Origin of the sequence: Algoriphagus ratkowskyi (genome assembly GCF_002150505.1) — a bacterium.
Classification (GTDB): Bacteria; Bacteroidota; Bacteroidia; order Cytophagales; family Cyclobacteriaceae; genus Algoriphagus; species Algoriphagus ratkowskyi.
This window is the reverse complement of record NZ_MSSV01000002.1, coordinates 40,449-58,177: the sequence shown is the minus strand read 5'-3', so window position 1 is coordinate 58,177 and position 17,729 is coordinate 40,449. Positions and strand designations below refer to the sequence as shown.

The window sequence follows — 17,729 nt, the reverse complement described above, 5'->3', positions numbered from 1 at the left end:
AAAAAAATTCATAAAAAATGAAGATTGCTATTGGAGGCAATTATAAAATAGCATGTGAAGCAATAGACTATTTATTAGAAATAGGCATTTCTAAACATGATATTCTAGTTTGCACTAATAAAAATGATCAGGAGATGGATGGCTGGCAGCCATCATTAAAGAAATCTGCAAAGAGATTAAATCTTCAAATTGTTCAGCTTGAAGAATTATATGATATTGAAGACTTAGTTTTCATATCTTTAGAATTTGACCAAATTATTAAAACACAAAAATTTAATTCTTCAAATTTATTTAATATACATTTTTCATTATTACCGCTATATAAAGGTGTATATACATCTTGTTTACCTTTGTTAAACGGTGATAAGGTTTCAGGTGTCACCTTACATAAAATTGACGATGGAATCGATACTGGTGAAATTTTAACTCAAACTTCCTTCCCTTTGCCATTAGATCTTAATGGTTATGGTTTATTCACAGCATATATGAATAATGCTGTGAATTTATTTAAGAGTAGCATTAAAAATATTCTTTCAAATAACTTCACGTTCAAACCACAAGAGTCAGTAGGATCTACTTACTTTTCAAGAAAGTCTCTTGACTTTTCCAATATTAAAATAGATTTTCGACAATCTGCATATCAAGTTCATAATCAAATTAGAGCTTTTTCTTTTCGCCCTTTTCAATTAGTTAAAATCGACGACTTCACAGTCAGTCATTCTGTGATATCGGAAAATAGATCTATTGTAAAGCCTGGTCAATTTGCGCAAATTTCAAATAGTAAGAGGACTTATTCTACTATTGATTATGATGTCTATGTATATGCAGATCGACTGAATGAGATTCTAGATGCCGCGAAAGACAACAATTTGGCCTTTATACAGGAAAGACATGAAGAAGGCTTTTCTTTTTCAGAAAAGAATTCTCAAGGATGGGATGCTCTAATTGTGGCAACCTATCACAATTCTATCGATGTAGTTAAATTTTTAGTCGATGTAAAAGCTAATCTTAACAGTGTTAATAACAATGGTACTAGCGTATTGATGTATGCTATGACTCAAGCTGTGACAAGTAATGATTTTCGATCTATGGAATATTTGATAAAACATGGATCTAAAATAGATCACTGCGATTATTCAGGAAAGTCTTTACTCGAATATGCCGAAGACCATGGGAATATTTCTGTTTTGAATTTTTTAAAGAACATTTAAATAAAAATGTTCTATACCTATTAGATATTTTTTAACTATTGACATTTACTATTAACATGTTATGATTGAAGAAAAAAAAGAAAACCTTGATTGGGATTTTCGAATTGAAGCTAATAATGATCCTTTAAATGTTGGGTTTTCCCAGGTCTGGAAATATCGGGATCTTCTTATGCTTTTTGTTAAGCGTGACATTGTTACCGTTTATAAGCAAACTATTCTAGGGCCACTTTGGTTTTTCATTCAGCCGATACTTACCACGATAACCTTTATGTTTATTTTTGGTAATCTAGCAGGTATTAGCACTGACGGCGTTCCACAAATTTTGTTTTATTTATCAGGAATTACGATATGGAATTATTTTAACGAAACCTTAATTCAGACATCAAAAACTTTTACTGAGAATGCCCCGATTTTTGGTAAGGTATATTTTCCAAGATTAGTCCTTCCATTAAGTAAAGTAATTAGCAATTTATTAAAGTTTGGAATTCAGTTTGGCCTATTTGTAATTACGTTATTAGTTTACTATTTTTTAGGAAAAGATGTCTATCCTAACATATATATATTATTAACTCCATTATTATTATTGTTAATGGGTGGTCTGGGTCTTGGTTTTGGATTAATATCCAGTGCGCTAACAACAAAATATCGTGATCTTACTTTTTTAATCGCTTTTGGAGTCCAGTTACTTATGTATGCAACTCCAGTAATTTATCCAATGAGTTCTATTTCTGATAAATACCAAATGTATATTTGGCTTAATCCCCTAACTAGTATTGTTGAAAGTTTTAAATATGCTTATTTGGGATCAGGAGTTTTAGATTGGTTTTGGCTCTCTTATAGTTGTGTATTTACATTGATTCTATTAATCGTAGGAGCTATAACCTTTAATAGAATTGAAAAATCTTTCGTCGATACAGTCTAATTGAATATGCGTCCTGTAATTAAAGTTGAAAATGTTTCCAAGTTATACAGACTTGGAGAAATTGGTACCGGTACTATAAGTCATGATATCAATAGGTGGTGGGCCAAAATGAGAGGAAAAGAAGATCCATTTTCTCAAATTGGTTCAGAGAATGATAGATCTGTTAATGACGGTAGCGATTATGCATGGGCTTTGAAAGATATTAATTTCGAAGTCGCTCAAGGTGATGTTTTAGGGATAATTGGAAGGAATGGTGCTGGAAAAAGTACTCTTTTGAAAATTCTTTCACGTGTTACCTTACCAACAAAGGGTGGTATCAATGTCAAAGGAAGGGTCGCTTCTTTACTTGAAGTTGGAACAGGGTTCCATCCTGAATTGACTGGCAAAGAAAATATATTTTTAAATGGTGCCATATTGGGAATGACCAAGGCCGAAATTAAAAGGAAATTTGACGAAATTGTTGATTTTGCAGGTATTGCTAAATATGTCGATACTCCGGTAAAAAGATATAGCAGTGGTATGTATGTAAGACTAGCTTTTGCTGTTGCTGCCCATTTAGATTCCGAAATCTTAATAATGGATGAAGTATTGGCCGTAGGCGATGCTGAATTTCAGAAAAAATGTCTCGGAAAAATGGGAGACGTGAGTAGAAATGAAGGTAGAACTATTCTTTTTGTTAGCCATAATATGGCATCTGTGAAAAGTCTATGTACTCAAGGCATCGTGCTTCATAACGGACAGTATGCATTTGAAGGTACTACACATGATGCAGTAAATTTCTACCAACAAAATTCTAACCTTAATCAGTTTGTTAATTTTTCTCTTGATTCAGAAGATATACTAGGTAATGCTAATATTAAAATCCTTGAATTTAAAGTAGAAGCATTAACTGGCGATTATATTTCAGTTTCTTCAGGAGTTGCTTTTGAATGTACTTTTTATAATGAAAAGGTTGGAATAAATTTAGATGTCACCTTTGAATTGGTGAATTCTGAAGAAGTGAAAATATTCCATCATGCAGCTTTGATCTCAAAAGACAGAGATAGTAAAAGAGGACTTTACAAAGTTAAAGGCCATCTGTCTCCCTATATTTTAAATGCTGGGCAATATAAGTTCAATATAATTTTCGGGGAAAATCAAAGATATGTTTTGTTTAAAGAGTCTGAAGTTGTTGGATTTGATATCGCTAATGAATCGATGGGATCTAATACGGAAACGCTGCCTGGAGTACTTCGGCCAAATATTTCATATGAAATCGACTTCCAAAAATAGTTCAAATATTTTTTTTCCTAATATTTAATTTAAAAATGGAAAACAATTCCATATTAGTTACCATTGTAGCGTTGTGTTATAATCAGAAAGATTATGTCCTTGAAACGTTAGAAAGTATAAGAACTCAAACACATTCTAATATTCAACTGATTATTATAGATAATGCTTCAAAAGATGGATCACAAGAAAAAATAAAAAAATGGGTAGCTACTTCTGGAATGGAGAATGTAGTTTTTTTTCCAGAAGCAACAAACCTTGGAGTATGTGGTGCTTTAAACAAAGCTTTAACTTTGAGTCATGGAAAGTATTATCAATTTATTTCATGTGATGATATTTTGTTAGCGGATAAGATTTCCAAGCAAGTTCACGTTTTTGAAAATTTGCCTGAATCGGTTTCTTTTATTTATGGAAATTTTAGTTATATAGATGAAAATAGTAAAATATTAAGTAGACCCAGCCATTTCTCACATAATGGGTGGATCAACAATTCAGATTTGCCTTCAGGTAGAATTAAGAATGCACTAATAAATAATTATTTCATTAGTGCTCCTTCTGTTCTGTATAGGACTGATTGTGTTAATTCAATTGGCGGTTATGATGAATCAATCCCTTTTGAAGATTTTCAAATGAATCTCCGACTCTTGGATAACTATTCATGTACAGGAATAGTAGATGTACTTTGTTTATATCGGGTTCTGTCAACTTCATTTTATAACACGACATCAGGAGCTAATGTGGAAAAAAATCATCTTCATACTATGAAGTATGTTTATGGTGAAAATTCCTATCAAAACTGGATTATAGTTCTTCGTTATATTTTATCTAAGAACTCTTTAAAATTTAAATTTTTTAAATACGTAATTTTTTACCTATTAAAGAAAGCTACAGATTCTTATAAAAAAGAATATGGTACGCGACCGTAACAAAAATATTACTTAAATGTGTGGAATAGCTGGATTCGTAAAAACCTCTCAGACGTTAAATACAAAATCCATAATTGATAATTTAGTTAATTCATTAAAACACAGAGGGCCTGATGGGTCTGGTGTCTTTGAAAATGAATATGTAGCTTTAGTTCATACTAGATTATCAATTATTGATTTAAGTGAATCAGGAAGCCAACCTTTATTTAATGAGGATAAAACCATTGCCCTAATTTGTAATGGAGAAATCTATAACTATCAACAAATAAGGACTGACTTAATAAATAAAGGACATATATTTTGTTCATCCTCTGATAGTGAAGTAATTCTTCATTTATATGAAGAGATGAATGGGGATTTGGCTTTGGTTCTAAATAAGTTGATCGGAATGTTTTCTTTCTCCCTTTGGGATGATAGAAAGAAACAATTGTTTATTGCCCGAGACAGAATTGGAATCAAGCCGCTCTATTATAGCCAGGCCGAGGGCCAATTTGGTTTCGCCTCAGAGGTAGCGCCACTTGTCAAAGCAGATTTTTTTCAGGTATCTACAGACCCTACATCCATTTATGAGTATTTCTTATTGGGTAGCGTTCCTGAGCCCAACACTTGGTACTCACAAATAAAAGCATTGGCCCCAGGCCACTATGGGATATTTAATCAGGGCGATTTTTCTGTCCATAAATATTGGGAATTATCAATTCAACCTAATTTAAAATTTTCTTCATCTATTGAGGTGTCTGAATCAGCAGAGGCATTATTGAAGGAAATTGTAGCAGACCACTTGATTGCGGACGTTCCAGTCGGAACTTTCTTATCTGCGGGGATTGACTCAACATTAATAACTCATTATTCTGGAGATATTCAAAAAGGAATCCATTCATTTTCGGCTGCGTTTCCAGGCGAACCCGAAGATGAGTCTATTATAGCTGCAAATACAGCTTTGAAAATTGGGGCATCTCATCAATCTTTCAACATTGACACAGATTTTTTTAATTCCTTTGATCTGCACTTTTCAAATATTGATCAACCTTTTGGCATAAGTAGTTCCTTGTCTCTTTCGCGAATAAGTTCTTTGGCTAAAACTCAAGTTAAAGTAGTCCTGAGCGGTGATGGAGCAGATGAATTAATGGGTGGATATAATAGACATTTACCTTTTTATGATCCACCGGTTTTGAAAGGAATACCAAAAAAAGCCAGAATATTTCTTCTCGCTGGCTTAGGAAAAACTTTAGGTCGAAAGTCTTTAAAAGAGGCTTCTAAATATCTAAAAATTTCAGAACCCGAATTATATCAAGAACGCTATCAAATACAGGCTGAAAAAGAATGCCTTGAATTTCTACTTCCTTCAATAAGATCCCAAGTGGATACATCCCGCTACAAGAACAGAGTAAGGGAAATATGGAACGAATATTCTGGGACAGAACTTTTAAACCGAATGTTATATTTGGATTTAAAAACTAGTTTGGTTGATGAAATGTTGACTAAAGTGGATAGGATGACAATGAATCAAGGCTTAGAAGCTAGAGTACCTTTCTTAGATCATCGTTTTGTGGAATTTAGTTTTTCTGTTCCGCAAAAATTTAAAAGGGATGATCAATGGGGTAAACTTCCTTTAAGGATATTGGTTGAAAAATATTTTGGTAAGGAGCTTGCTTACAGAGAAAAAACAGGATTTAATTCTCCTCTTCGGAAAATGTTAATTGAAGATGAAGCCACTCGTGAGTTTTTCTTAAAGCAGCTAGACTCTCTTAAAGAATATGAAATTGTTGATATAGACTATATAAATAAAAAATTCCACAGTGAGGAAGGACTAGATCCTTCGCTGGCATTTTGTTTTGTAGCCTTAAATTCGTTTAAAAAGTTAAATTGAAAATTATAATTCTTTCACCTAATTATCCTCGAAAAAATGCGACGATGAATGGGATTTTTATTCATCAACAAGTAAAAGCACTTCAAGAATTAGGTTGTGAATGTCATGTTGTTCAAGATTATAATTGGTTTCCTTCAGGCGGTCTCCATAAATACCATAGTTATTGGCATGATGGATATAATGCATATAATAATTGTTTCAGAATGGTCGAAGGAATTACGATTCATCCGGTAGCCACCTTTATTAAGATGCCTAATAGATTATTTCCTGACAATTATTATGATCGTTTGGCAAAATCCTTTTCCAGATATATTAAAAAAACACCTGTGTTGAAGGACGCAGATTGGATTTACGCACATTTTTTAACTGATTTTGCATTTATTGGGACTAAAGTAAAAGAATTAACTGGTATTAAATTGGCCTCAATAGCCAGAGGAGATGATGTTCATGCTTGGCCTGAGGAAAACCCTAGTTTATTGGATAACATTAGAACTGTTTTCTTAAAATCAGATTTGTTATTTGCTAATAGCAAGCAACTGGGCATAGATGCAAACATGCTACTGTTGCCTTCAGAACAGCAACCTGTTCATGTGGTTTATAATGGCGTAGACTTAAATAAATTCAGACCAGTTGTTGACGGTCTTGAAAAGCAACAATTAAGAGACAAATTTGATCTAAAAGCAGATAAAAAATATATTCTATGTGTAGCCACTCCAGTTGCTTTAAAGGGGTGGTTATTGCTTTTGGATGCTTTAGCAGAAGTGAAAGATGAGATTTCAAATTGGGAACTTATTTGTGTTGCGGTAAATCGATCTACTTCTGATGCGCTAAATTTGAAAACTGAATCTTCATTGAGGGGAATTGAAAATTTCGTGAACGTAGTAGGTCAGGTTTTTCATGATGATTTAGCAGACTTATACAGAGCTTGCGACGCCTTTGTTCTGGCTAGTTACAATGAAGGTATGGCAAATGCATTACTCGAGGCTGCAGCCACTAATTTGAGAGTTATTGCCTCAGACGTAGGAGGGCATTCCGAGATTTTCGTGAATTCTTCTGATTTGTCCTTAGTTCAGCCAGGGAGTGTAAGTGATCTGAAAATTGCTTTACAAAAACTTTTCTCTTCAGATTTGGACAAGCCTAGTGGAACAAGGCAAATGGTATTGAAGGTTGGATCATATCAGGACAATGCCAGAAAAATTTTGGAAAAGTTCAATCAAAAAAAATAGAATGATTTCTGAAATTTCAGTTAGTGTTATAATTCCCACTTACAACCGTAAAAAATTACTCTCTCAGACCTTAACTTCTATTTTGGCATGTAGAGAAAACGATTTAGAGATTTTGGTTGTTGACGATGGTTCTACAGATGGAACTGACGAATTAATGAATAATGAGTTTCCTGGAGTTAAATATTTTAAACAGAACAACCAAGGAGCTCCAACTGCAAGAAATCTAGGTTTAAAAAACGCATCTGGATCTTATGTGATTTTTATTGATTCAGATGATTTGGTAGAGATAAATTTTTTCAAATCCAAACTGAAATTTCTTCAGCAGAATGAAGAATTAGATGCTGTTTATGGACCTTGGGATTTTTTTGAAGGAGATGAAGATTTTGAAGAAAAACTTATAATTCCTAGACATTCGGTTTATCCAATGTATGAAATGAACAAGGAATCCGAAATTCTAAAAAATCTTTTAGCAGGTTGGTTTGTTCATCCAGGTACAATTCTTTGGAAAAAAAGTTCTTTAAAAAAAATAGAAGGATTTAGGGAAGAGCTTATCATTAATCAAGATGTTGATTTATTATTTAGAGCTATTCATAAGGGATTGAAAATTTCTGGTAATTCAGGTGCTCGCGCTTTAATTAGAGAACACCAGTCAGATAGGGTAGGGATAGTAAAAGGAAATCCAGAGAAAATAATTCAAATTTTAAATCTCCGTAAATTTTTTAAGAAAGAATTAGAATCATCAGCAAACTGGAATCAGGAATATGCATCTGCTATGGCTTCTTATACATTTGAATTATGGACGCTATATCGTAAATCACTTCCTTTAGAATCGAAGAAACTTTTACAATTCAGTAAATCCCTTGATCCCAATCTCCAAATAGAAGGTGGATTATTGTTGAGGGTACTGGGTAAAATATTTGGAAGCCATCGGGCTGTTATTATTAAACAGGCAATTAAAATTTAATATGTGCGGAATTTTTGGCGTAGTTAAAAAAACAAATACTATTATACTTCCATTAAAGGAGGCAACCCAAATAATTAAACATAGGGGCCCAAATGATTCTGGGTTTTTACTTTGGCAAAAGGGAGAAATACCTGAAATATTTGCAGACGAAGATACCGACGAAGAAAGTAGGTTGTTCCATGGGTTAGAATTTCTTTCAGATAAGAATTATCAGGTTGCCTTCGGTCATAGGAGATTATCTATTTTGGACTTAAGTCCAGCTGGGCATCAACCTATGATCTTCAATAATCTATCACTTTGCTATAACGGAGAAATATATAATTACCTAGAAGTAAGAGAGGAATTACTGAAATTGGGCAGGGTCTTTAAGACGCAGTCAGATTCAGAAGTTATTCTGCAAGCTTGGCACGAGTGGGGCGAAGGATGTCTGCAAAGGTTTAATGGGATGTTTGCATTTCTCCTGTTAGATTCCAATTTAGGGAAACTATTTGTGGTGAGAGATAGATTTGGAGTTAAGCCTCTTTATTATACTGACTGTTCGGGATATATTGCATTTGCTTCAGAAATCAAGCAACTCAGAATCTTGCCTGAATATCAATTCAAGCTTAACGAACAAATTGCTTTTGATTATTTAAGATATGGGTTCTTAGACCATGAAACTGACACATTTGAAAAAGGAATTTATCAAGTAGATCCCGGTCAAATTTTAACCGTCAACCTGTCGGATAATTCTGTAACTCATAAACAATGGTATGTTTTTGATCCAAAGCCTTGGGAAGGAACAATGGATCAAGCCGAAGAAAATTTAAGATCTATCCTAAAAGATGCTACAAAACTGCGCTTGAGAAGTGATGTTCCCGTAGGAAGTGCGTTGAGCGGAGGGCTGGATAGCAGTACTATAGTCTGTCTCATGCGGGAAATTTTAGATGAAAGCGGAAATGAGAATAAAATTCTTGAGACAGTTACCAGTTGTAACCTTGACAAGAGATATGATGAAACCGCCTTTGCTGAAATAATAAATGAAAAAACCGGTTCCAAGAGCCATAAAGTTTACCCGTCATTTGAAAAGTTAAAACACGATTTGGGGAAGCTTGTTTGGCATATGGACTATCCTTTCGGAAGTACCAGTCAATTCAGTCAATGGTGTGTTTTTGAAGGAGCGGCTAAAGCAGGCCTTACCGTTATGATTGATGGACAAGGTGCTGATGAACAGCTTGCAGGATATGGAGGCAATGATCTTCCTTTTTATACTGGACTTTTTCGAGGGGGAAAGTTTGGTCAATTGGTAGATGAGGCTAAAAGCTACAAGGAAGTAAATGGTAATTATCCTATTGGTTTTTTATTAGGTGCAATACAAAGTCCATTACCAGAAAATGTTAAACAAATACTTCCGAATAAATGGCGACCTGGAAAAGAAGAAAATCCTGACTGGATAAATCAGGGTAAATTAAATGGTCATAATTTCAAGTCAGAATCTCTTCAGCAGCATTTATTAAGTCAAATTCATACTTCTCCTTTACCTTCCTTATTACGATATGAGGACAGAAACAGCATGGCATTTTCAGTTGAAAGTCGCACCCCCTTTATGGATTACCGGTTAATGGAATTTACATTAGGTCTTCCTGAACGTATGGTGTTGAGAAATGGAGAAAGGAAATATATTTTAAGAAAAAGTTTTAGAGGAATCGTTCCGGATGCAATTTTGGATAGAAGAGACAAAATGGGTTTTGTATCTGCAGAAGAAAGATGGTTAAAAGAAGATGGAAAGGATTGGTTCTTCGATAAAATTATGAGCAGCGAAAACCCCTTTGAATTGTTGAATGACGATAATGTACATAAGCTGATTAAAGACACCCAAGACAATAAGATCCAATTCTCATTTGACACGTGGAGAATTATTAATTTTAAGATGTGGTATACTCAAATGTCTCAGAAAAATTATAGTTTCTGATGTCTAATTACACCCTAATACAGCGTTTTAATGCCAGAATTGTAACGCCACATATTGATAATAAATTTTGGAGGCTAGTAGAAGAAGGTCCGAAAATCACCAATGTTGAAAAAATAATTCATGAGGATCAATTTGATGTTTTTTTCCCAGAATTAAATATTTCAGAAATAAAGAAAGACAACCCAGCTCACTATAAGTTTCTGTGTCATATTTTAACTACTTATGTTTATAATCTAAAAAATGTAACAGTAGAGCCGCAAAATGGATGGGTTATTCTAAATCATTTTCAATTATTTAAATATTCATTTCCATTGGTTGAAGATCCATGGGATGGGAAAAAGAAAAGACCTTCTATTTTTAATTATTTTATAGGGAAAAAGACCAATATATTCCTAGATGAGGCAATAAGTATAAGATATGCATGGCAAAATTATTATCATTTTTTCATAGATACCTTAAATCAGTTATTTCTTCTTGATAAGCATAAAGTTCCAAAACACATACCAATAATAGTCCCGTTTTTTTTTCCGTATATTAAATTTGTTCAACAATTTTTAGATTTAAGTGATTTTATAGATAGAAAAATTATTATTCAAAATCCAGGAGAATTTTATCATATAAAAAATTTAACTGTATGTAAAGACACCTTTGTTTCTGATGGGATTTTTAGTGTAATTAATTCAATTGATTATCTACGTAAATGTGAAAAGAATCAAAAACTGTTAATCGTCCGACCAATTACCCATGGTCGTGCAATTTTAAATCTCGAGGATATAAAAAGAATAGCGATTAATCATGGTTTTTTGTTAGTAGATCCTTCGAATATGTCTTTAAAAGAACAGATTGAACTATTTTCAGGGGCTTCAGAAATAATTGGTATACATGGAGCAGGGTTGACTAATATCATTTTCAGATCTGGCCATTCTTTGAAACTATTGGAAATATTCCCAAGCACTGATTTGACCCCATGGCATTACAAGAATCTTTCTCGGAAATTAAATTTTAATTATGATTTTATTATTGGTGAAGGACGTCAAACGAATAACAATTTTAATCTATCCCCAACTTTATTTGAAAATAAAATTCTGAGTTTTTTTGATCAATGATAATTTATTATATTTTATATAGTAGATAATGAAAAAAGTATTATTTCTAGCATATCATAATTCTGAAAATAACAATGTTCAATCCACTGCATTAGTTAGAAGGATAAGTCAATATGAAGATTTTTTTTCAAGAGAAGGTTTCCAGATTGAATATATAGTCACTAAAAATAATGATGTACAAATTGATGATTGGAATCATAGAACTTTAGAAATTCCTATTGCCAAATATTACAAAAACAAAATTCTAAACAAATTATATGTTTTTTTTATAATGATAATTTGGGGTGATATAATTGGGTATAGTTTTTATAAAAACAGAAAAACTATCCACACTTTTCTTGAAGGAGATTACAATTTGATCATTTCATTTTTCACACCTCGAGGATCGATCTGGTTGGGTAGTTATTTGCGGAAAAAACTCAATACAACATGGTGGGTCGATTTACAAGATTCATTATCAGAAGGTCTAGATGACATCAATTTAACTGTTGGGATGAATTGGCTCAAAAAAAAGTTAGCCAAGGCTGATCAAATTATACATGTTTCACCTGAATGGGCTACTGAGGATAAAAATCATATACAAAAAGAGATAGTGTATTTTAGACATTGCATTCCTGAATTACCTCATGCTCTCGGTAATTTGTCTTCAGTTAATAATTCACCTGCAAAAATAATTTATGCAGGTAATATTCATTTTGATGCGATGAATCCAGCAATTCTCGCTAATCCATTGACTAACTTTCACAAGTTGATCGAATTGGAATATGCTGGAATAGCACAGATTGCGCAGATTCTTTCGAAAATGAATATTCCGCTAACCATGTTGGGACAACTCGATAAAAAGCAATTGCATGAATGTTATAGTGCCGCAGATATTATTTTAATTCTTGCATGGAATAAGCCGGGAAGAAAGGTTATTCCCTCCAAATTTTATGAGGCTTGTGCCTATAACAAACCTATATTAATTGTTGGTAACGATACAGGTGCTTTTCAGTCTCTTTTTGAAGAATGGGGACATCCTAATGTCATTAATGATTCAGAGGATAAAATTGAAGAGGCTCTAAGTGGTTTCATAAATAATAATTTCGAACGTTTTTTTTGTGTCGATAAATGCTTGTTCCCTGTATCGGATCAAACATCATTTGATCGATTTTTAAGTAATAGCTTAATTAGTCATTCATGATAGCATTCGTTTGCCATCCTTATCACCGGGGAGGCATTACATCTTGGTTGAAGGATATTTTTGTAGAGTCATTGAAGACCATTTCTGATTCTTCATTTATAACCGTGTTTCCTGAAAAACCGTTTATCTCTGGCGGTAATAGGCCAAGTATGGTTTCTTTTCTGAATACTACAAAGAATGTGTACACCGCTAGTGTAGATTATGGATTTGAATTAGGCACATTGGATTTTAGAGTTTCTGTTTATCGAAATCTCATTCAAAAGCACGTTACTCCTGGATCTATTTTAGTGCCTTCTGATGATGAGGCCTGTCTTAGAGCCTGTTGTCAATTATCTGATAAATACAAAGTTATAGGAGTCATTCACAGTGATGATCAAGCATACTTTGATCTTATTCAAAAGTATAAGAGTCACTTATCATCCATTGCTTCTGTCTCTAAGAGAATTAAAAATAAGCAAGTACAAGAAAATGATTCTATTCCTCACGAAGTTATCCCATGTGGGATCCCTATGGAGAATTTTAGTATTGGTTCTAAATCAGAAAATATTATTTCTTGGGTAGGGAGAATCGAGGAAGAATCTAAGCGAGTTTCCGATATTCCTAAAATAGGATTCGAATTAAAAAAAGTTACTGACGATTGGGAAATGAATATTTACGGAGATGGTGAGCCATTATCATCTTTAAAAGAGCAAACTTCTTTTTTGAAACTCGAAAACAATATGTTTTTTCATGGATGGTCTTCTTTCGAAACCTTAAGGGAAAAATTATCATCTACAAAAGTGTTGTTGCAGACCTCTAACTTTGAAGGAATGTCCATATCCGTTATGGAAGCGTTGGCTTCTGGTTGTATGGTAGTCAGCTCACAAGTCAGTGGTGTCGAGGATTTGATTGAAGATTCTGCTGCAGATGATATAGTATACCTATATCCAGTGGGAGATATTGCATATGCTCAAAAACAACTGGAAAATGCATTAAGTAATCTAAATAGTAACACCCCATTTCAGGCAAGGAAACTGGCTGAAAAGCATTATAGTATTAAAGTTTGTCTTCAATCTTACATAGATTTGGGACTGCGGTCAAACGTTAAAAATGAGACCTATCCAATATCTTTTAAATCAAAAATCAATACTCTTATCTCAGGATTCATTTCCAAATCAAGATATTTGAAACATAACCTAATTCAAAAATAAAATGTGTGGAATTGCGGCCATTTTAACCCAGAACCTCCAAACGAAAGAATCTTTCATTGAGCGAGCGCATCATTTGCTCAATCATAGGGGCCCTGACTCCAAAGGGAACTGGCAGGATGATCATGTTGGATTGATTCACCAAAGGTTATCTATTCAAGATTTGACTGAAGCAGGTAACCAACCGATGATTTCAGAAAATGGCAGGTTTCTCATCATATTTAATGGAGAAATTTATAACCATATAGAACTGAGGAATAAATTTTTCCCAAATAAAAATTGGCACGGGCATTCTGATACCGAAACAATTTTGTCTCTATTTGAGAAATTTGGGATAGATATGCTACAACACCTGGTAGGTATGTGGGCAATAGCTATATGGGATAAAGCAGAAAAAAAATTGTTTATATCGCGTGACAGATATGGACAAAAACCCTTGTATTATAGGTTTTATCCAAGTGGAGACATTGCTATAGCGAGCGAAATCAAACCTTTACTTTTGGCCAATCAATCTAATGCTGCGAATCATTTGATGGTTGCAGAATATCTGGCTTTAGGAAATTATGGACATTTAGGGAATCAGACATTTTTTGCAGAAGTATATCAATTACTCCCAGGTAGCTATGCATGGATCGAAGAGGGACAGAGAGAAATAACTTCATCAAAATATTGGGAGATACCTGTCATACCTAGGTCTGAAAAAATTTCTGTTGGACCAAAGGAAATTACAAGTCTCCAAGAATGCCTTTATGAGGCTGTAAATTCGCAAACAATCTCTGATGTACCTATCGGGGCAAGTTTAAGCGGGGGTTTAGATTCAAGTTTGGTGGTGGGGATATTAGCTTCCTGCACCTCTGAAGACAATCCAATTTCTGTTTTCACTGCTCAAACTCCCGGATCAAGATGGGATGAAAGTCCTTTTGTCAAAGAAGTTGCTGATAAATGGGGCTCGAAGATGAATTTATATGCTAAAGATCTCAACCAAGTAAGAATCTCAGAGAGTTTAGAAAGAACAATATATATTCAAGAAGAACCATTTGGTGATCCTTCCATTATTGCCCATGGTTTTTTAATGGATATGGCTAAAGAGGTTGGTATAAAAGTGGTATTAGGTGGCCAGGGTGCTGACGAGGTTTTCAGGGGTTATGCTCATAATATAAAGCAATTATTTTCTCACGAATTAGGTAGATTAAACTTTAGTTACACTTTGCCCGAATTAAGCAAATCTAATTTTGAACTCCAAGAAATGCTAAGGATTGGGTTAGGAGCATTTTTCCCTGAAGTAGAAAGAAAAATGAGAATGAATTCTAGGGAAAACCGGAGGTTTTTTCTTTCAGATGCCTTAAGAGAGGCAGCTGGAAAATTTGAAATGTCGAGTAGATTAGCACTCGCAAATAATTGGGAGGATAGTTTGAGGGAATCAATTTTGGGAGTACATATTCCTCACTTAGTTCATTATGATGATAGAAACGGAATGGCGAGATCAATAGAAGGTAGGATGCCTTTTCTTGACCACAGACTTCTAGAATTGGTTTCTACCTTTACGGCAGAAAGTTTTGTTAAAAATGGGTTTTCTAAAGATCTGATCAGAAAGGCAGGAAAGCCTTTTCTTCCAGATAAAGTAATTAATAGAAAGGATAAGTTGGGGTTTTACACTCCAATTCATGAAATGTTGCACATAGAGATAGATTGGGTACATGATATGGTTGGTTCTCCTACTTGGGCGGATGCAAATGTCATTGCAAAAGATATCGAGTTTTATAGAGGTAAAAAAGATAGCTTGGAAATTTCGGAAAGACTTTGGAGAACAGTCTCCTTAGCATGTTGGGCCAAGTTATTTAATGTTGATTTATGATTAAAAAATATACAATTGATTGGGTGTCTTCAATCGAACCTAAGAACTCCAAAAAACTTAATGAGCTGTCCCAAAAAATGGGTGATTATTATACCAATAATACGGTTTATTATGATGATATCTCAAATGGCGAATTTCGTTGGAAAGATGAAAGCTTTTTACCCTGTCAAAAAATAGTAGAATTAGCCAAAGTATCTCCAAAAATTTTGGAAATAGGTTGTGGAGAAAGCCCAATATTAAAAATTTTCCCTGAGTTAATTCCTAAATATTCTGGAATAGACTTTTCCCCTAATATTATTGCTAATAATCAAAGAAAGTATCAAGAAGCTGATTTTTCAGTAATCAATGATCCTTATTCCTATCCTTATAAGGACGAACAATTTGATTTGATTTTTTCTGTCTTTGTTATTGAACATACAGTTTTTCCGCAGAAATTCCTGGATGAATGCATACGTATGTTAAAACCTGGTGGAAAAATCATTGTATTAGCTCCTAATTATTTAGACCATGGGTTTATGTCTAGTCAGCAGGTCTCACGAAATTTGTCTAGCGGACGAGAATTGTTACAGAAAGGAAATATTTTGGGTGCTTTAAGGGCTACACTTTACAACAAGTATCTAATTCCTCAAAAATGCAGAGCATTGATGGGAGAGATTCCCGGTTTTTATATTAATACAAATCCAATTTGCTTTCAAATAGATTTATTTGAACCGGATGTGGACGCAGTTTATGTAGTTTCAGAAAAAGAAATTGGAATCTATATGGACCAGCGAGGACTTCAAAAAATAGATAGATCTCCAGAACTTTCTGATTTTTTATTTAGAAGAAAATTATGTTTTCAAATCTTTAAAAAGGCAAAATGAAATTTGGTATTTTGACATTGGCATTTTACGGAAATAGTACTTTGGAAAGAATGTTGGCCAACACAGGAGGACTTGTGGATAAAATTTATTTAAGTCACAGCCCCGTCCCTTGGAATAAATATAATACTCATGCAAGAGAAAATTTCATCTCGGATTTTGATTCCGACAAAATATCCACTTTCCCCTTTGCAGACAAAATTCATTTCTTAGAAGGAATATGGGAAAGTGAGGAGTCCCAGCGAGAGCAAGCTCTTCAACAGGCAAGATTAGACGGTATTGATTATTTGATTATTCAGGATGCTGATGAATTTTACTTGGAGGAGGATTTTAACAAAAACTTGCAAGGAATAAGGCAAAATCCAAATTATCCTGCTTATACCTGTCCTTGGTTGAAATTTTGGAAGAATACTGGATTTGTAATGCAGGCTAGAAAGCATAACGGGAAGTCAAAGCAAACAGTCACCGCTTGTCCTAATTTTGCCGTGAATGTGAATTACCCAGGCATCCACTTCTGTTCCAAAAGGTTAGTTAATGAATCCGAAAATTCCTTTATGCTAGAAGGATTATGTTTGCACTTGTGTTGGGTATTAACGAATGATGAAGTATTTAGAAAGATATCAACCTGGGGACATAGTCATGAATTTGATTATCAAAAATGGTTTAAACATAAATGGCTTTCTTGGAAAGTAGATACCCGATATATCGGTCTCTTTAAGCGTTCTGATTATTTAAGAGCAGTGCCTTTTAAAGGTGCCTTGCCCAAAGAATTGGATAATTTTGAATTACCAAAACAAGAGTATAGAAGATTGAATATGTTGGAGAAATTGGATTGTTGGAGATTAGATATGAAATCCCTTATCCAAATAGAGCTTTCTGAAAGGAAAAAGAAATTATTTTAATTAGATTTTTTAATTTCCAGATTAATTAAATATGGGTCTACTGTAATTTTTTCAGTTTTAAAAATGCTTCTGTCCTTATGTGAGTGGCAATATTGAGTTATATAACCATGGAGGAACAGAACAGCACGTAAGTTGTGCAAAATTCGATATATTTTTCCAACTTTTGCGGTTTTGGATCTTTGTATTCAGTCCTTAGCCGTTGGTTTTGCACCCGCCACGCATGAGCGGGGCTGTACGGGCCTGATTTCTACTTGTTTTTAGAAATACTATTTCTGCGTGTTCAAATAGAAACGTATG

Annotated in this window: 14 protein-coding genes; all 14 read left to right on the top strand. The window is 33.8% G+C overall.

Annotated features, from left to right (window positions below; genetic code table 11):
- Positions 1–17 precede the first annotated feature (17 nt).
- Positions 18–1,211, top strand: a complete 1,194-nt coding sequence (locus tag BVH02_RS02010) for an ankyrin repeat domain-containing protein (RefSeq protein WP_086498337.1) — start codon at positions 18–20, stop codon at positions 1,209–1,211.
- 61 nt (positions 1,212–1,272) lie between these two features.
- On the top strand, positions 1,273–2,133 hold the full coding sequence (locus BVH02_RS02005; RefSeq protein ID WP_086498335.1) for an ABC transporter permease: 861 nt from the start codon (positions 1,273–1,275) through the stop codon (positions 2,131–2,133).
- Between the two features lie 6 nt (positions 2,134–2,139).
- Positions 2,140–3,405 (top strand): ABC transporter ATP-binding protein, encoded by a 1,266-nt coding sequence (locus BVH02_RS02000; protein WP_086498333.1) that lies wholly within the window; start codon positions 2,140–2,142, stop codon positions 3,403–3,405.
- Positions 3,406–3,440: 35 nt separating this feature from the next.
- Positions 3,441–4,328 carry a glycosyltransferase gene (locus BVH02_RS01995; RefSeq protein WP_086498331.1) on the top strand — a complete coding sequence of 296 codons (888 nt, stop codon included), beginning with the start codon at positions 3,441–3,443 and terminating at the stop codon, positions 4,326–4,328.
- Positions 4,329–4,344: 16 nt separating this feature from the next.
- Complete coding sequence (gene asnB, locus BVH02_RS01990; protein WP_086498329.1) at positions 4,345–6,198, top strand: asparagine synthase (glutamine-hydrolyzing); 1,854 nt, start codon at positions 4,345–4,347, stop codon at positions 6,196–6,198.
- Positions 6,195–7,424, top strand: coding sequence for a glycosyltransferase (locus tag BVH02_RS01985; protein WP_086498327.1), 1,230 nt, complete (start codon positions 6,195–6,197; stop codon positions 7,422–7,424). Before asnB (BVH02_RS01990) ends, BVH02_RS01985 begins: the two co-directional genes overlap by 4 nt.
- Positions 7,384–8,388, top strand: a complete 1,005-nt coding sequence (locus tag BVH02_RS01980; RefSeq protein WP_086498325.1) for a glycosyltransferase family 2 protein — start codon at positions 7,384–7,386, stop codon at positions 8,386–8,388. Before BVH02_RS01985 ends, BVH02_RS01980 begins: the two co-directional genes overlap by 41 nt.
- A gap of 1 nt (position 8,389) precedes the next feature.
- A complete protein-coding gene (asnB, locus tag BVH02_RS01975; RefSeq protein ID WP_086498323.1) occupies positions 8,390–10,339 on the top strand; it encodes an asparagine synthase (glutamine-hydrolyzing) in 1,950 nt (649 codons plus the stop codon).
- A complete protein-coding gene (locus tag BVH02_RS01970) occupies positions 10,339–11,445 on the top strand; it encodes a glycosyltransferase family 61 protein (protein ID WP_086498321.1) in 1,107 nt (368 codons plus the stop codon). The genes asnB (BVH02_RS01975) and BVH02_RS01970 overlap by 1 nt, the downstream gene beginning before the upstream one ends.
- Before the next feature lie 28 nt (positions 11,446–11,473).
- Positions 11,474–12,628, top strand: a complete 1,155-nt coding sequence (locus tag BVH02_RS01965) for a glycosyltransferase family protein (RefSeq protein WP_086498319.1) — start codon at positions 11,474–11,476, stop codon at positions 12,626–12,628.
- A 104-nt stretch (positions 12,629–12,732) separates the two neighbouring features.
- Positions 12,733–13,818: a glycosyltransferase family 4 protein gene (locus tag BVH02_RS01960; RefSeq protein WP_158093846.1), complete on the top strand. Its 1,086-nt coding sequence runs from the start codon at positions 12,733–12,735 to the stop codon at positions 13,816–13,818.
- Between the two features lies 1 nt (position 13,819).
- On the top strand, positions 13,820–15,670 hold the full coding sequence (gene asnB / locus BVH02_RS01955; RefSeq protein ID WP_086498315.1) for an asparagine synthase (glutamine-hydrolyzing): 1,851 nt from the start codon (positions 13,820–13,822) through the stop codon (positions 15,668–15,670).
- Positions 15,667–16,533 (top strand): class I SAM-dependent methyltransferase, encoded by an 867-nt coding sequence (locus BVH02_RS01950; protein ID WP_086498313.1) that lies wholly within the window; start codon positions 15,667–15,669, stop codon positions 16,531–16,533. Before asnB (BVH02_RS01955) ends, BVH02_RS01950 begins: the two co-directional genes overlap by 4 nt.
- Complete coding sequence (locus BVH02_RS01945; protein WP_086498312.1) at positions 16,530–17,432, top strand: hypothetical protein; 903 nt, start codon at positions 16,530–16,532, stop codon at positions 17,430–17,432. Before BVH02_RS01950 ends, BVH02_RS01945 begins: the two co-directional genes overlap by 4 nt.
- Positions 17,433–17,729: the final 297 nt, after the last annotated feature.

Coding starts and splice junctions, on each gene's coding strand:
- asnB (WP_086498329.1), top strand. CDS start 4,345: ATGTGTGGAATAGCTGGATTCGTAAAAACCTCTCAGACGTTAAATACA.
- BVH02_RS01995 (WP_086498331.1), top strand. CDS start 3,441: ATGGAAAACAATTCCATATTAGTTACCATTGTAGCGTTGTGTTATAAT.
- BVH02_RS01970 (WP_086498321.1), top strand. CDS start 10,339: ATGTCTAATTACACCCTAATACAGCGTTTTAATGCCAGAATTGTAACG.
- BVH02_RS01980 (WP_086498325.1), top strand. CDS start 7,384: ATGCCAGAAAAATTTTGGAAAAGTTCAATCAAAAAAAATAGAATGATT.
- BVH02_RS01950 (WP_086498313.1), top strand. CDS start 15,667: ATGATTAAAAAATATACAATTGATTGGGTGTCTTCAATCGAACCTAAG.
- BVH02_RS02005 (WP_086498335.1), top strand. CDS start 1,273: ATGATTGAAGAAAAAAAAGAAAACCTTGATTGGGATTTTCGAATTGAA.
- asnB (WP_086498315.1), top strand. CDS start 13,820: ATGTGTGGAATTGCGGCCATTTTAACCCAGAACCTCCAAACGAAAGAA.
- BVH02_RS01965 (WP_086498319.1), top strand. CDS start 11,474: ATGAAAAAAGTATTATTTCTAGCATATCATAATTCTGAAAATAACAAT.
- asnB (WP_086498323.1), top strand. CDS start 8,390: ATGTGCGGAATTTTTGGCGTAGTTAAAAAAACAAATACTATTATACTT.
- BVH02_RS01945 (WP_086498312.1), top strand. CDS start 16,530: ATGAAATTTGGTATTTTGACATTGGCATTTTACGGAAATAGTACTTTG.
- BVH02_RS02000 (WP_086498333.1), top strand. CDS start 2,140: ATGCGTCCTGTAATTAAAGTTGAAAATGTTTCCAAGTTATACAGACTT.
- BVH02_RS02010 (WP_086498337.1), top strand. CDS start 18: ATGAAGATTGCTATTGGAGGCAATTATAAAATAGCATGTGAAGCAATA.